A 14,843-nucleotide genomic window follows, 5' to 3' on the forward strand; every position below is an offset into this window, starting at 1 on the left:
AGGCGAATTAGTAGTCGTTGAGGGTACAACGACTTACCTAACCAACATTGTTAGAATCTAAAGCTCAAACCACTATAGACGCCTACCGAAAACGGTTGGAAATTCCCGGCAGTTTCCGAGAAGGTATTCAATTGATACTTAAAAATAGGCTCCAGGTTAAATCGTATTTTAGGTGTGAATCTATAGTTAAGGCCAAAACCTACGTTGGTACTGAAGTTTACATTGTTGATGTTGTTGGCCTCTCCCATTTCAGTAGTAAGTCCATCTGCGTTCAGGGTAACCGTATTATCAACCAAAAACAGGGAACTTACCCCTCCTATTAAATTTATCCCAAATTTCCGGTCCAGAAGCGCATAGTTAAGTTCCACGGGCACTTCAAGATATCCAAATTGTTGGGCCATGGTACCGTTTCGTGACGGATCCTGTGCCGTTAAATCTATAAGGGCCGCCTCCGGATCGGCCACAGCACTGGAAATACCGTTTGCCTTGCTTTGCACTACCAAGGTTTTGGAAGTCGCCGTATAATTTATGTTATCTATTTGTCCATCGGCTGATGCTTGTAAGGAAGAGGAAAATTCCACATCATTGGTATCATAGCCGTAATCCACCCTATGAAGTCCTGAACGGATACTTAAGCGATCACTAATTTCATAAGCGACCGTAAGACCATAGCTCAGATTAATCTCCCCGGACTTTGAGTTGGGTACGAAAATGGAATGCACGGGGGACCCCTCACCAATGGCATTATAATAAACCGGGGCGATGCTGGGTCCTGCAGACCACCTACTACCTTTGACCTCCGCTAGGGCCTCCTCTTCTTGCTGCTCCTGAATTTCATCAAAAATTGATTTTCCGCCGTTGGCCTGCTCAATTTCTTTGGATGTCTTTTCCCCGGTTTCGGTAATAGCTTCCTCGGATGCATGCCTTGGGTTGTCTTTGGAAGATATTTTAGTATAATCAGTTTCCGTATCAGGGATAAGTTTCGTTTCGTCCTTTTTTCCGCTTTCCAAACCAGCGTCGGAAACTGCAACAGCTTCATTTTCATTTTTGGGAACCAGACCGGGATTGGGTAGGGAATTATCTGTAGCGGCCTCATTTGGAGCCCCATCTTTTTGGGAATCTACAATTTGAATGGCTTCACCTAGGGGACTTTTTTCCGGTACGAGACTATTTTCTTCCGTATTTCTAGTATTGTCCAGAGGGTAACTTTGAGTATCTTTTCGAGTATCGGCAATGGCTGGGCTGTTATCCTCAGTCTGAAGAATTGGATCTATGTTTTCTTTTTTATCAATGGTATCGACATCTACAACTTCCGTTTCAACGGAACTTTGTGGAATGGAGGAATCTTTTTCCTTTATATCCTCGCCTTGTTCTACATCTTGTCCATCTACATTTTCAATATCCGTGATTATCACATCCTGTTCAGGTGTACTATCACCTAATGGATTCACTACATAAATGAGTATGGCCAATACGGCGGCCGCACCCCCCAATTTCCACCAGAGAGGAACTGGTTTTCGGGATTTTTCCTTTTTGTCCAATGTGGCTTCAATGGATGCCCAGACTTTCTCGTCCGGTTTTTCCTTGAAATCCTTGAATTTTCCTTGGAACAATGTGTCTAAGTTCTTTTTGCTCATCTTACAATAACTTAAGCAATGTTCATGTTTTCTTTTTCAAAATCCGGCTCATAGTTTCTTTATAGGGTGCCCACTAATGCAATAATCAATACACCGATTATTGACCGGATAGTTTCGGTTTCAATTTTTTCTTTTAAAATGGTCCTTGCACGGGCAAGGTTTGATTTTGATGTTCCTGTTGACGTTCCCAAAAGCTTACTGATTTCTTTGTGGGAATAGCCATCCAATACATATAAATTAAAGGTTATTCTATATTTGTTCGGGAGCTCTTGGATGTATTTCAGCAACGTCTGTAAGCCAATATCCGCATAACCCTCAGATTCAAACTCCATTTCTTCCCCAATGTTTTCGGTAACCACTTTTAGGTATTCCTCCTTACGGTATTTTTGCAATACGGTATTCACGGTAATACGTTTTATCCATCCCTCAAAGGAGCCTTTGGATCGGTATTGGCCAATTTTGTCAAAAATGGTAATAAAACTGTCATGAAGGCTGTCTTCCGCTTCAGTCCTATTACGGGAATATTTAAGACATATTCCGAACAGTATATCAGAATATTTGTGATATAATTGCTCTTGTGCCTTTCTATTTCCCTTTTTGCAACTGGCTATGAGTTCTTCCAGACTCAAAATGTTGGTTAGATTTTATTGCTTCTATTAATTAACGGGTACCTCTACTTCAAAATACTCGTCCATACCATCCTCAGTTCCTTGCCAAAATCTAAATGTGTACGGTTCATCGAACAGTACGACAAATATAAAGGTAGCTTCCTCCTCCTCAACGGCTGCGGTACAGGTTTGATCTGTTCTCACTGAGCCTATGGCTACTACATTACGAACGGTGACGTCCGGCTTGGCAAGGTCAAAACCTTCAAAAAAAGTACAACCATCCGGCCTCACATAGGTAACCTTGATTTCGTAAGTCTCGTTAAGATTAAATGATTCCGGAAGTTCCGCACTTGTAATCTGTAAGGCCGTAAAATGAAAGTTTGGGCCGTCGTCTCCCAAGTTGCAAGAACTTAGACCAAGCACTGCCAAAAGGGAATACAAAATTACTAAATACCTCTTCATTGGCAATTGGGTTTTCTCCTAAGATGTAAAGAAAAGGCAAAGGTTGCGTAAATACACCTTATGACGGATAAAATAGTCTTTAATTCGGCCCTATGGCTTCAAAACGTTCAGAAATCATCAAAAGAAAGGGAACCTAAGACTTTTGGTAGAAAGAGAAATCGAATATTACTTCAAGGTGTTTATCGCTTCTCGTATTTTGCCTTCCAATTCTTCAAAAAGTTCGGGATTATCAATGAGCAGAACTTTTACGGCGTCCCTTCCCTGACCTAACTTGGTGTCGCCATAGCTGAACCATGAGCCGCTCTTTTTTATAATCTCATATTCCACGCCCAAATCTATAATTTCACCAACTTTGGAAATTCCTTCGCCATACATGATGTCAAATTCCGCCGTCTTAAAAGGTGGGGCTACTTTGTTCTTTACTACTTTCACCCGCGTCTTATTGCCCTGTACCGAACCATCGGTATCCTTAATTTGGGTGGATCTACGGATATCCAAACGGACGGAAGCATAAAATTTTAATGCGTTGCCCCCTGTGGTAGTCTCCGGATTACCAAACATAACCCCGATTTTTTCACGTAATTGATTGATGAAGATAACAGTACAGTGGGTTTTGCTTATAGATCCCGTTAATTTTCGCAAGGCTTGCGACATTAGTCTAGCATGTAGTCCCATTTTAGAATCCCCCATTTCACCCTCAATTTCACTCTTTGGGGTAAGTGCGGCAACAGAGTCCACAATCACGATGTCAATGGCACCGGAGCGGATAAGATTATCTGCAATCTCCAAGGCTTGCTCCCCATTATCCGGTTGAGATATGATAAGGTTGTCAATATCCACACCTAATTTTTGGGCATAGAAACGATCAAAGGCATGTTCTGCATCTATAAAGGCTGCGATTCCACCATTTTTTTGAGCCTCTGCTATGGCATGTAATGTTAAAGTGGTCTTTCCTGACGACTCTGGGCCATAGATTTCAATGACCCTCCCCCTTGGATAACCTCCAACCCCCAGGGCAACATCCAGACCCAATGAACCTGACGGAATTACCTCGACTTCTTCGACTACGTTATCACCCATTTTCATTACGGTGCCCTTGCCGTAGGTCTTGTCCAGTTTATCCAGGGTAAGTTTCAAAGCTTTTAATTTGGCGTCTTTTTCGGAGCTCATATTCTATGGAATTAGGGTCGCTAAAATACCATTTCTTTTTGCATATCGCAATCGGGACGCAACCTTTTTGGAAAACCTGCATCTAGTTAAAAATCGACGGTGCTAACTCAATATATAATCCATTGTTTTTAGTGGCAATGGGCAGTGGTGGTCATTTCCTTTTCGCATTTGTTTTTTTAAAAGGATGCTATGAAAAAGAAAAATGGGATGGCCAATGAAGAGTCTTGATCAATTCAAGGCTCTTTTTTATTAATGCTGTACTTACCTTAATAAACTCTGTTGGTGCAAAGGTTTCCCGTTTTCCAACAGCACCATTTCCAATTGTCTCGGAGTTCTGCATATTATCTTACCTTTGCCCTTTAAATAAATCATTCTTTTAACTTAAACTATTCGTATAGCATGCAACTGTACAATACCTTAAGTGCAAAGGAAAGAGCTACGCTTATTGAAGAAGCCGGTCAAGAACGGTTGACCATCTCTTTTTACACCTATGCACATATTGGCAATCCCTTCATTTTTAGAAACCATTTGTTTATTCATTGGAACGAGCTGGACGTTTTAGGTAGGATTTATGTGGCCAATGAGGGCATCAATGCCCAACTATCGGTTCCTGCGGAAAATTTCGAAACATTCAAGGCACATTTGGATAGCATTTCATTCTTAGAAAATGTACGTCTTAACATTGCGATAGAACAGGACAACAAATCGTTTCTCAAATTAAAGATAAAGGTCCGCAAAAAAATTGTTGCCGATGGCTTAAACGACCATACTTTTGATGTAACGGATAAGGGTATCCATGTGGACGCGGAACTGTTTAATGAACTCATTGAAGATCCGGATACGTTGCTAGTGGACATGCGCAACCATTACGAAAGTGAAATAGGCCATTTTAAGAACGCCATAACCCCGGATGTGGATACCTTCCGCGATTCCTTGGATATTATAGAGAGGGATTTAGCGGCTCATAAGGAAGATAAAAAGTTGGTTATGTATTGTACTGGGGGTATTCGTTGCGAAAAAGCCAGTGCATATTACAAACACAAGGGATTTAAGCAGGTCTATCAGTTGGAGGGAGGAATCATTGATTATGCCAGACAGGTAAAGAAAAAAGGATTGGAGAACAAATTTCTGGGCAAGAATTTTGTTTTTGACCATCGAAGGGGCGAACGCATTTCCGAGGATATTATCGCCAAGTGCCATCAGTGTGGCAAACCATGTGATGACCATGTCAATTGTGCTAATGAGGCCTGCCATCTTTTGTTCATTCAGTGTGATGAGTGCGCCCAAAAAATGGATGGTTGTTGTTCGGACTCTTGTAAGGAAGTCCATAACCTTCCTTACGAAGAGCAAAAAAAACTTCGCAAGGGGAAAGTAGTAAGCAATAAAATTTTCAAAAAAGGACGCTCAGAGGTGTTGAAGTTCAAGAGATGACCCCCATTGTGCTTTGAAGCTTCAAGGCGAAGGGTATATAAAATCATGAAAGGTAGTCGCCTAATTTTATGATTTTCCAGGGACGGCATAGGCTTTATAACTTTAATCAAATTAAAAAATCACTACCTTTACGTTTAAGTTAAATATGAACCTTTTTTGACCGGGAATTCCCATAATTCTAGTATTATAAGGGTATTTTCGATCAAATCAAGATATTAAATATGGGGTGTAGCAGTTGTTCGACCGCTAAGGACGGACAGCCACGTGGATGCAAGAACAATGGGACCTGCGGTACGGATGGCTGTAATAAATTAACGGTTTTCGATTGGCTTTCCAATATGTCGCTTCCCAATGGCGCAAAACCGTTTGACTGTGTGGAAGTCCGATTTAAAAATAGTAGAAAGGAGTTCTTTAGGAATACCGAAAACCTAACCCTTTCAATAGGTGATGTTGTGGCTACCCAAGCACAATCTGGTCATGATGTTGGTATGGTAACCCTTACAGGTGAGTTGGTAAAAGTGCAGATGAAAAAGAAAAAGGAGGACTATCATTCACCGGATCTCCCTAAAATTTATCGCCGAGCCACCCAAAAGGATATTGATAAATGGCAAAAATGTAGGGGAAGGGAGGAGGAAATTAAGAAAAGATCTAGGGAAATTGCCATTATCTTGGGTCTTCAAATGAAAATTTCCGATGTTGAATTCCAGGGAGATGGTTCCAAGGCTACATTTTATTATACGGCGGAGGAGCGCGTAGATTTTCGGCAATTGATAAAGGATATGGCCAAGGCCTTTGGTATTCGCATAGAAATGCGTCAAATCGGATATCGGCAAGAAGCCCAACGGCTTGGAGGAATTGGCTCTTGTGGCCGGGAGTTATGCTGCTCTACATGGTTGACCGACTTTAGATCGGTAAGTACTTCGTCCGCACGTTATCAACAACTATCCTTGAATCCCCAAAAATTGGCAGGCCAATGTGGTAAGCTCAAGTGTTGCCTAAATTATGAATTGGATATGTATCTAGAGGCTTTGAAGGATTTCCCTTCCTCGGATACCAAACTTCATACAGAAAAAGGATTGGCCTTTTGCCAAAAAGCGGACATCTTTAAATCGACCCTCTGGTTTTCTTATCGAAATGAACCTTCCAATTGGCATGCTCTTTCCAAGGACCAGGTAGTGGAAATTATCCAGAAGAACAAAAAAAAGGAAAAAGTAGCCAGTTTGGAAGAATATGTAGCGGATAATTCCGTTGAGGAAGAAAAGGTGTTCGAGAATGTTGTGGGCCAGGATAGTCTTACCCGTTTTGATAGGCCAAAGCGAAGGAAAAAAAGAAACAGGAAATCAAGAAAGAACCAGAAAAGACGCCCAAAAAATGTTTAGGAGGTTATTTGCCCTAACAATTGTGCCGCTCTTTGTTTCCTGTAATGATGCTTTGATAAAGGCGGAATACAAGGCTACCGACAAGGGTTCCTGGAACAAGGAAAACACCATTGAGTTTACGTTTTCGGAAATGGATACTTTACATTCCCACAATCTGTTCATCAATATAAGGAATGACGAAACTTTTCGCTACAGCAACCTTTTTCTGATAGCGGAACTTGATTTTCCTTCCGGACAGACCATAAAGGACACATTGGAATATGAAATGGCCAGACCAGATGGTAGTTGGTTGGGAAAAGGTTCTGGTAGTGTAAAGGAAAACAAGTTATGGTATAAGGAGAACATCGTTTTTCCTACTTCCGGCGTATATACTTTACGTGTATCCCATGCCATGCGAAAAAATGGAAAGGTCGAGGGTATCATGAACTTGCAGGGAATAACCGATGTTGGTTTTCAAATTGAAAAAAGCGACCCATAAATAATGGCAAAAAAAACAGTAAAGAAAAAGAACAACAAAGGATTTTTTAAGTTCATAAAATGGTTCTGGATACTCTTTGCAACGGGAATTGTTTCAGTTGCGTTTCTTTTTTTGCTGGCCTCATGGGGTTTCTTGGGAGAAATGCCCACCTTTGAGCGTCTGGAGAACCCACAGACCAATTTGGCCTCAGAAATTATCTCTTCGGACGGCAAGACTTTGGGAAAATTCTATTTGGACGATAATCGTACTCCGGTGCCCTTCGATAGTCTTCCACAAAATTTGGTCGATGCGTTGGTCGCTACCGAGGATGCCCGCTATTTTAAACACTCGGGAATTGATGCCCGAGGTACACTTCGAGCCCTTGTCTTCTTGGGAAAAAAAGGAGGAGCCAGTACCATTACACAGCAACTTTCTAAACTGCTTTTTACGAAAAAACCCTCCGGAGGAGTGGACCGTATCCTTCAAAAAATAAAGGAGTGGGTTATCGCCACACGTTTGGAACGGCAATATACCAAGGAAGAGATCATTAAAATGTACATGGATCAATATGACTTTGGGTACGCTGCCGATGGCATACGATCGGCGTCCAGAATATATTTTGGTAAGGAACCCAATGAGCTTAGAACCGAAGAGTCTGCAGTATTGGTAGGAATGTTAAAAAATTCATCGCTCTATAACCCCATTCGCCGCGAGGAACTTGTGTTGAATCGAAGAAATACCGTGTTGGGGCAAATGGCCAAATACGGTTACCTTACCGAAGCGGAAAAAGATTCGTTGCAGGCTTTGGAAATGGGCATCAATTTTAACCCGGAATCACATCGTGAAGGAATTGCCACGTATTTCAGAATGTACCTGCAGGGATTCATGAACCGGTGGATAAAGAAAAACCCAAAGCCTATCTCGGACGACGGAAGAGATCAATGGAATATTTATTTGGATGGCCTAAAAATTTACACCACGATAGACTCTCGTATGCAACAAAATGCAGAGGATGCTGTGGCAGAACACATGAAAAATCTACAGGCCGAGTTCTTTCATCAGAATACACCTGAGAGAAATCCAACAGCCCCCTTCCTAGAGCTTTCCCAGGAAGAAATAGATGGCATTATGGAGCGTGCCATGAAAAATTCGGCACGATGGAAGAAAATGAAGGCAGCAGGATCTTCGGAAAAGGAAATCAGGGAGTCGTTTACAAAACCTGCCGAAATGACGGTCTTTGATTGGAATAGCGATTCTCAGGAAAAGGATACCATAATGACGCCCTTGGATTCTATCCAATACTATAAAACCTTTCTAAGGGCAGCTATGATGTCCATGGAACCTCAAACCGGCCATGTAAAAGCTTGGGTAGGGGGAGTTGATTACAAGCATTTTCAATATGACAATGTCATCCAAGGGGCGAGACAGGCGGGGTCTACCTTTAAGCCATTTGTTTACGCTGCCGCCATAGATCAACTTCGATTATCGCCTTGTGATTCCTTGCCGGATACCCAATATTGCATTGAAACCCTGAAACATGGGAACATGGAACCATGGTGCCCTAAGAATTCGGATGGAAAATACTCTGGACGGATGCATACCCTGAAACATGCTCTGGCCAATTCCATTAATACGGTTACTGCACAATTGATCGATCGGGTCGGTCCCAAATCAGTTGTGTCCATAGTTAAGAATTTGGGACTTACCAAGGAGATTCCGGAAGTTCCATCCATTGCTTTGGGAACACCGGACTTCAATGTGTACGAAATGGTCGGGGCGTACGGTACCTTTGTAAATGAGGGGGTTTATGTAAAACCGGTAATGGTTACCCGAATCGAGGACAAAAATGGTACCGTGTTATACGAGTATGTTCCTGAGACCAAAGATGTGCTCAGTAAGGATGTGGCCTATGCCATGGTGGATTTAATGAAAGGGGTTACCGAAGGAGGCTCAGGAACACGGTTGCGCCATACTTTTGCCACAAACCAAACGGTATATAAAGAGATTGTCACAGGATATCCATATGAATTTGCCAATCCAATAGCTGGTAAAACCGGCACCACACAGAATCAAAGTGATGGTTGGTTTATGGGGATGGTGCCCAATTTGGTCACTGGCGTTTGGGTCGGTGGTGAAGAACGCTCCGTTCATTTTAAGGGCCTAAAGTATGGACAAGGGGCTTCTATGGCCCTACCTATTTGGGGGCTCTATATGAGAAAAAACTATGCCAATAAGGAACTGGGAATATCCGAGGAGGATTTTATAGAACCCGAAGAATTGTCAATTAATGTGGATTGCACCAAGGTAATAGAGGAATTGGAGAAGGAGATTGATTCCGAGGACGACTTGGACGATCTTGACTTTTAAAAAGGGGATTGTTATTTACTTCGAAATCTACAGCACTTTGGGGTTTTGAACTTTCCTATTTCCCAAATATCAAGTAACTTCATACATCAATACCTACAACATGATACGTAAGACCGTAACTGATGCAAAAGAAGCCTTGGAGGGGGTGGAGCATGGGATGACCTTTATGCTTGGAGGTTTTGGCCTCTGTGGAATTCCTGAGAATGCCATTGCAGAACTAGTACGTTTGGAAGTCACCAATATTACCTGTATTTCCAACAACGCCGGAGTTGATGATTTTGGTTTGGGTTTATTACTGCAAAAGCATCAGATTAAAAAAATGATTTCCTCCTATGTGGGCGAGAACGATGAGTTTGAACGACAAATGTTGAGCGGTGAGTTGGAGGTAGAGCTTACGCCACAAGGAACCTTGGCCGAAAAGTGTAGGGCGGCACAAGCCGGATTTCCCGCGTTCTATACCCCGGCCGGTTATGGAACGGAAGTGGCCCAAGGAAAGGAAACTCGGGAATTCAACGGCAAAATGTACGTACTGGAAAAAGCCTTTTCTGCGGATTTTGCTTTTGTAAAGGCTTGGAAAGGTGATGAGGCTGGGAATCTTGTGTTTAAAGGGACGGCACGTAACTTTAATCCCTGCATGTGCGGGGCGGCAAACATTACAGTAGCCGAGGTAGAGGAATTGCTTCCCGCCGGCAGTTTAGATCCCAATCAGATTCATGTTCCGGGAATATTCGTGCAACGAATATTTCAAGGAGAAAATTATGAAAAGCGAATTGAGCAGCGAACGGTCCGTGTTAAAATTGATTAATGACTCAATTAAACAATGAAGCAATGTCAAAGAGGAAGAATCCCGTTGTGGAGAAATCCATTGATTTTGCACTTATGATTATTGAATTTTGTGAACTTCTTGAAGAAAAGAGAAAATTCACAATAGCCAATCAACTATTAAAGTCGGGCACAAGTATTGGAGCTAATGTACATGAGGCACAAAATGCGGAGAGCATGGCTGACTTCATCCATAAGATAAAGATTGCCCTTAAGGAATTGGAAGAAACCAAGTACTGGCTTGAACTATGTGAGAAAGCAAAATCATATCCGTACAATATGGATTTAAGGACAAACATTGACGAATTGGGACTCATCCTCTACAAAATAGTGAGTACTAGTAAGAAGAAATTCAAGAAGTAGTTGGATGGCCCAACTTTAGAATACAGCTTTATTGATATATTGTTTAATTGTTACATTTAAAAGTTTTGGGATAGCCTGATTGTAAAGATTTCAGATTAAATTTCACACTGACTTAAGATGTTAAATAAAGAAGGAATAGCAAAACGGATAGCAAAAGAAGTAGAGGATGGTTTCTACGTAAATCTAGGGATTGGCATTCCCACTCTGGTCGCCAATTTTGTACGTAATGATATTAATGTAGAATTCCAAAGTGAAAATGGAGTATTGGGTATGGGCCCCTTTCCGTATGAGGGCTATGAGGATGCAGATATCATCAACGCTGGAAAACAGACCATTACCACTTTACCCGGAGCGTCCTTTTTTGATTCGGCCACTAGTTTTGGGATGATTCGCGGCCAGCATGTAGACCTCACTATTCTCGGCGCCATGGAAGTGGCGGAAAACGGTGACATCGCCAATTGGAAGATTCCTGGAAAAATGGTCAAGGGAATGGGAGGTGCCATGGACTTGGTGGCAAGCGCGGAAAACATCATTGTAGCCATGATGCACACCAACAAGGCTGGCAAATCCAAGCTTCTCAAAAGATGTACTCTTCCGCTAACTGGGGTAGGTTGTGTCACCAAAATAGTGACAAACCTAGCGGTACTGGAAGTAACCTCAAAAGGTTTTAAGTTGCTGGAACGAGCGCCGGGAGTTGACGTTGAGCAAATAAAAATGGCTACCGAAGGCGCTTTAATTCTTGAGAGCGATGTCCCGGAAATGGCACTATGAGCTCTGGGATTGCAGATGAGTCCGAGCTGAGAAACGAAGCGATGTTTACTCAAAAAAATTTGGGGGTATATCTTGAATTTTCACCCTTGTTTCCAAGATTTTTTTCAAAACTAGGCCGTTCCACCAGGCATTTCATCGAAGAAAATGACCGTTCATCCTTTTCACAACATTTTGTGAAGACTTCACAACAATAGTTTCCATTTCGGAAAGCTCTAAAGTACTTTTACAAAACAAATCAATACAAAGTTTCAGATCCCAAATCTGGCTTTATCAAAACCCACAGATCTATGGAAGCCCCAATGAACCACGCCCCAACCAAAGAAGAAATTCAAGTGTACAAAAACGACTTTTTTAGCGGTATTGTCATGTTGACCAAGAAACTGTTTATGCTATAGCATTTTGGTAAAAATTCTAAAAAAGGAGCAGTATAACCTACACTGCTCCTTTTCTTTTTTCTAATTTTGGGTATGGGCCCAAGCCAAAGGCATTTAATTCTCCGAAAATGCGATCAAACCAATCTGGACGAACTTGTTGAACTGTCGTTAAGAACATTCAAGGATGCCTTTGAGGCGGACAACGACCCAGACGACTTTAAGGACTATCTTCGTATTGCATTTCATAGGGATACCTTGTTTGCCGAGCTGCAGGATAAGGACGTGAGCTTCTACTTTGTTAAGGTTGATAACAGGACGGCGGGTTATTTTAAGTTGAATGAAAACTTGGCCCAGACCGAAGTAAAGTCGAACAGTAGTATTGAATTGGAACGCATCTATGTTCTAAATATCTTTCAAGGCTCAGGAATAGGTGCATGGATGCTTACCGAGATAAAACGAATTGCCTCTGAAAAAGGGAAACACTTTCTTTGGCTGGGCGTATGGGAAAAAAACCATAAGGCTATTCGGTTTTATCAAAGGCTGGGATTTACAAAATTCGGGACGCATCCCTATTTCATAGGAAAGGATAAGCAAACGGATTGGCTTATGCGGCTTGATTTGATTAATTTGGATTCTGAATACATTCCTTTAAAATGAAGTATCCCACGATCATTCTTTTTTATCTCTTTTCTTTGGGCACTCTTTTCGCCCAGGAGGATTATTATTTTCCGGAAAGAAATGAGGTGTGGGAGATTAAGGCTCCTTCTGCCTTTAAAATAGATGAAAGGAAACTTCAAGAAGTTGTTGATTTTGCCCGACGGAATGAATATTCGGGTTCAAGGGACCTCCGAATCGCCATTCTTAAAGGGTTCGAACGGGAACCTTTTCATGAAGTCCTTGGCCCTACCAAGAAACGTGGCGGTCCGGCCGGAATGATTTTGAAAAATGGGTATGCCATAGCCCAATGGGGGGAAACAAAAAGGGTAGACATGACCTTTAGTGTTACCAAGAGCTTTTTGAGCACGGTGGCTGGACTCGCTGTGGACCAGGGTATAATTGCAGAAACCAGTGATAGGGTGGTAAACTATATTTGGGATGGGACTTTCGATGGGGAACATAATGGAAAGATTACTTGGGAGCATTTGTTGCAACAGAATTCCGATTGGTCCGGGGAACTCTGGGGAGGAAAGGATTGGGCTGACCGACCGCCTCGGGAAGGTGGTTTGGATGACTGGAAATTCCGAAAGCTCAATGAACCGGGAACCGTAATGGAATATAATGACGTCCGCGTTAATGTGTTGGCCTACGCGCTGACCCATGTATGGCGAAAACCCTTGCCCATGGTACTTAAGGAGAACCTAATGGACAAAATTAGCGCTTCTACCACTTGGAGATGGCATGGGTATTACGATGCATGGACGGAAATTGATGGTGTTCAAATGAAATCGGTAACCGGTGGAGGACATTCCGGTGCCGGAATGTTTATTAGTACGGAAGACATGGCCCGCTTTGGATTGGTGTTTCTCAATAAAGGAAAATGGAAAGATCGGCAACTCATTAGCCGGGATTGGATAAAAAGAGCCCTTGAACCCTCCAAACCCAATGTGAATTATGGTTTTATGTGGTGGTTGAATAAAAAAGGCGACCGACACTGGGAAGGGCTTTCGGAAAATTTATACTATGCCGCAGGCTTTGGAGGTAACTACATTGTTGTTGATGACGACAATGATCTGGTCGTGGTAACACGTTGGTTAGAGCCTAGCAAATTAGGTGAGTTTATGACTATGCTAAACACAGCCCTGAAATAAGGCTACCTTATCGAAAGTTCCTAAGAATTTCAGTGGCTTTTTCTAAGGTTTCCTCGGTCTTGGCAAAACAAAATCGTAAAACTTTATCGTCTCGGTTATCCAAATTGAAGGAGGATATGGCGATACTCGCTAATTTATAATCCACTATCAACCGCTTTGCCAAAACCTCGTCCGGTTCATGGGTTATTCCGGAATAATCCAGCAATTGAAAATAAGTGCCTTGCGAAGGCGTGAACCTAAATTTGGAACCACTAAGCCTACTCAGGAAATAATCTCTTTTCTGTTGATAGAAGTCCTTTAAATCCAAATAATGTGATTCGTTTTTTAAGTAGACCGCCATAGCCCGTTGCACAGGATGATCCACACAAAAAACGGCAAATTGATGTGTTTTTCGGAATTCGTGCATCAATTCGGCCGGTGCGGCACAGTAACCCATTTTCCAACCGGTAACGTGAAACGTCTTTCCAAAAGAGGCACAGACAAAACTGCGCGAAGCCAAGTCATCCAAGCGGGAAGCACTTTCGTGTTCCTTTCCATCAAAAACAATATGCTCGTATACCTCATCACTGACCAAAATGATACGGGTGTCCCGTAGAATTTCCTGGAGTTGAAGCATATCGGTTTTGGAGAAAATCCGTCCGCTCGGATTGTGTGGGGTATTAATGACGACCATTCGAGTCTTCGTAGTAATCCTGGTTCGGAATTCTTCCCAGTCCACATGATAATCCTTTCCTTTTAATTGTACTGGGACAGGAATACCACCATTCACTTCAATGGCCGGTTCATAACAGTCGTAAGCGGGTTTCAAAACGATGACCTCGTCACCAGGATGGACAAAAGCCGTAATTGCCGTAAAAATGGCCTGAGTGGCCCCTACAGTTATTGTAATTTCTTTTTCGGGATCGTAAATCCGGTCATGCAGCTTTTCTGTTTTCTCCGCGATGATTTCCCGAAGGCCATAATAGCCTTGCATAGCGGCATATTGGTTATGGCCTTTTAACATGGCATCGGAGACCAAACCCATTAACTTTCTATCGGCTTCAAAGTTGGGAAAGCCTTGGGAAAGATCAATGGCCTTATGTTTTCTCGCCAGGTTACCTACTGTAGTGAAAATGGTAGTTTTTATATTGGGGAGTTTAGAAGGGATATTGGTCTTTAGATTAGCCATGGACAAGAGTATTACCTTAAAATTAG

The 14,843-nt window shown here is 42.3% G+C and carries 14 protein-coding genes; 9 read left to right on the forward strand and 5 right to left on the reverse strand.

The window, feature by feature from the left end; genetic code table 11:
- Nucleotides 1–50: 50 nt before the first annotated feature.
- The 4 genes from Q0993_RS13480 to recA form a co-directional block, all read right to left on the reverse strand.
- The gene (locus tag Q0993_RS13480; RefSeq protein WP_299533804.1) at nucleotides 51–1,637 is read right to left on the reverse strand and encodes an outer membrane beta-barrel protein; all 1,587 of its coding nucleotides are present in this window, start codon (nucleotides 1,635–1,637) and stop codon (nucleotides 51–53) included.
- A gap of 59 nt (nucleotides 1,638–1,696) precedes the next feature.
- Nucleotides 1,697–2,266, reverse strand: coding sequence for an RNA polymerase sigma factor (locus Q0993_RS13485; RefSeq protein WP_299533807.1), 570 nt, complete (start codon nucleotides 2,264–2,266; stop codon nucleotides 1,697–1,699).
- Between the two features lie 27 nt (nucleotides 2,267–2,293).
- Nucleotides 2,294–2,707, reverse strand: a complete 414-nt coding sequence (locus tag Q0993_RS13490) for a hypothetical protein (protein WP_299533809.1) — start codon at nucleotides 2,705–2,707, stop codon at nucleotides 2,294–2,296.
- Between the two features lie 165 nt (nucleotides 2,708–2,872).
- Nucleotides 2,873–3,877: a recombinase RecA gene (recA, locus tag Q0993_RS13495; RefSeq protein WP_299533812.1), complete on the reverse strand. Its 1,005-nt coding sequence runs from the start codon at nucleotides 3,875–3,877 to the stop codon at nucleotides 2,873–2,875.
- Nucleotides 3,878–4,276: 399 nt separating this feature from the next.
- Between recA and Q0993_RS13500 the strand changes: the two genes are divergently transcribed.
- The 9 genes from Q0993_RS13500 to Q0993_RS13540 all read left to right on the forward strand — a co-directional run bounded on the left by Q0993_RS13500 (nucleotide 4,277) and on the right by Q0993_RS13540 (nucleotide 13,649).
- Nucleotides 4,277–5,308: a rhodanese-related sulfurtransferase gene (locus tag Q0993_RS13500; RefSeq protein WP_299533814.1), complete on the forward strand. Its 1,032-nt coding sequence runs from the start codon at nucleotides 4,277–4,279 to the stop codon at nucleotides 5,306–5,308.
- A gap of 221 nt (nucleotides 5,309–5,529) precedes the next feature.
- Complete coding sequence (locus tag Q0993_RS13505; RefSeq protein WP_299533816.1) at nucleotides 5,530–6,687, forward strand: regulatory iron-sulfur-containing complex subunit RicT; 1,158 nt, start codon at nucleotides 5,530–5,532, stop codon at nucleotides 6,685–6,687.
- Nucleotides 6,680–7,165 (forward strand): gliding motility lipoprotein GldH, encoded by a 486-nt coding sequence (locus Q0993_RS13510; RefSeq protein ID WP_299533818.1) that lies wholly within the window; start codon nucleotides 6,680–6,682, stop codon nucleotides 7,163–7,165. Before Q0993_RS13505 ends, Q0993_RS13510 begins: the two co-directional genes overlap by 8 nt.
- Nucleotides 7,166–7,168: 3 nt before the next feature.
- The gene (locus Q0993_RS13515) at nucleotides 7,169–9,511 is read left to right on the forward strand and encodes a transglycosylase domain-containing protein (RefSeq protein ID WP_299533819.1); all 2,343 of its coding nucleotides are present in this window, start codon (nucleotides 7,169–7,171) and stop codon (nucleotides 9,509–9,511) included.
- 100 nt (nucleotides 9,512–9,611) lie between these two features.
- The gene (locus tag Q0993_RS13520) at nucleotides 9,612–10,316 is read left to right on the forward strand and encodes a CoA transferase subunit A (protein WP_299533820.1); all 705 of its coding nucleotides are present in this window, start codon (nucleotides 9,612–9,614) and stop codon (nucleotides 10,314–10,316) included.
- Between the two features lie 23 nt (nucleotides 10,317–10,339).
- Nucleotides 10,340–10,696: a four helix bundle protein gene (locus tag Q0993_RS13525; protein WP_299533821.1), complete on the forward strand. Its 357-nt coding sequence runs from the start codon at nucleotides 10,340–10,342 to the stop codon at nucleotides 10,694–10,696.
- 117 nt (nucleotides 10,697–10,813) lie between these two features.
- The gene (locus Q0993_RS13530) at nucleotides 10,814–11,467 is read left to right on the forward strand and encodes a 3-oxoacid CoA-transferase subunit B (protein WP_299533822.1); all 654 of its coding nucleotides are present in this window, start codon (nucleotides 10,814–10,816) and stop codon (nucleotides 11,465–11,467) included.
- Between the two features lie 467 nt (nucleotides 11,468–11,934).
- Nucleotides 11,935–12,498, forward strand: coding sequence for a GNAT family N-acetyltransferase (locus tag Q0993_RS13535; protein ID WP_299533823.1), 564 nt, complete (start codon nucleotides 11,935–11,937; stop codon nucleotides 12,496–12,498).
- Nucleotides 12,495–13,649 (forward strand): serine hydrolase, encoded by a 1,155-nt coding sequence (locus Q0993_RS13540; protein ID WP_299533824.1) that lies wholly within the window; start codon nucleotides 12,495–12,497, stop codon nucleotides 13,647–13,649. The genes Q0993_RS13535 and Q0993_RS13540 overlap by 4 nt, the downstream gene beginning before the upstream one ends.
- 7 nt (nucleotides 13,650–13,656) lie before the next feature.
- Here the strand turns inward: Q0993_RS13540 and Q0993_RS13545 are convergent, their stop codons facing one another.
- Nucleotides 13,657–14,817: a methionine aminotransferase gene (locus Q0993_RS13545; protein ID WP_299533825.1), complete on the reverse strand. Its 1,161-nt coding sequence runs from the start codon at nucleotides 14,815–14,817 to the stop codon at nucleotides 13,657–13,659.
- Nucleotides 14,818–14,843 lie beyond the last annotated feature (26 nt).

This window comes from Ulvibacterium sp. (assembly GCF_028285715.1).
GTDB lineage: Bacteria > Bacteroidota > Bacteroidia > Flavobacteriales > Flavobacteriaceae > Ulvibacterium.

Bases quoted from the DNA above. Each gene is read 5' to 3' on its own strand.
- Q0993_RS13520 (WP_299533820.1), top strand. From the start codon at position 9,612: ATGATACGTAAGACCGTAACTGATGCAAAAGAAGCCTTGGAGGGGGTG.
- Q0993_RS13530 (WP_299533822.1), top strand. From the start codon at position 10,814: ATGTTAAATAAAGAAGGAATAGCAAAACGGATAGCAAAAGAAGTAGAG.
- Q0993_RS13535 (WP_299533823.1), top strand. From the start codon at position 11,935: ATGGGCCCAAGCCAAAGGCATTTAATTCTCCGAAAATGCGATCAAACC.
- Q0993_RS13505 (WP_299533816.1), top strand. From the start codon at position 5,530: ATGGGGTGTAGCAGTTGTTCGACCGCTAAGGACGGACAGCCACGTGGA.
- recA (WP_299533812.1), bottom strand. From the start codon at position 3,877: ATGAGCTCCGAAAAAGACGCCAAATTAAAAGCTTTGAAACTTACCCTG.
- Q0993_RS13510 (WP_299533818.1), top strand. From the start codon at position 6,680: ATGTTTAGGAGGTTATTTGCCCTAACAATTGTGCCGCTCTTTGTTTCC.
- Q0993_RS13500 (WP_299533814.1), top strand. From the start codon at position 4,277: ATGCAACTGTACAATACCTTAAGTGCAAAGGAAAGAGCTACGCTTATT.
- Q0993_RS13515 (WP_299533819.1), top strand. From the start codon at position 7,169: ATGGCAAAAAAAACAGTAAAGAAAAAGAACAACAAAGGATTTTTTAAG.
- Q0993_RS13540 (WP_299533824.1), top strand. From the start codon at position 12,495: ATGAAGTATCCCACGATCATTCTTTTTTATCTCTTTTCTTTGGGCACT.
- Q0993_RS13490 (WP_299533809.1), bottom strand. From the start codon at position 2,707: ATGAAGAGGTATTTAGTAATTTTGTATTCCCTTTTGGCAGTGCTTGGT.
- Q0993_RS13480 (WP_299533804.1), bottom strand. From the start codon at position 1,637: ATGAGCAAAAAGAACTTAGACACATTGTTCCAAGGAAAATTCAAGGAT.
- Q0993_RS13545 (WP_299533825.1), bottom strand. From the start codon at position 14,817: ATGGCTAATCTAAAGACCAATATCCCTTCTAAACTCCCCAATATAAAA.
- Q0993_RS13525 (WP_299533821.1), top strand. From the start codon at position 10,340: ATGTCAAAGAGGAAGAATCCCGTTGTGGAGAAATCCATTGATTTTGCA.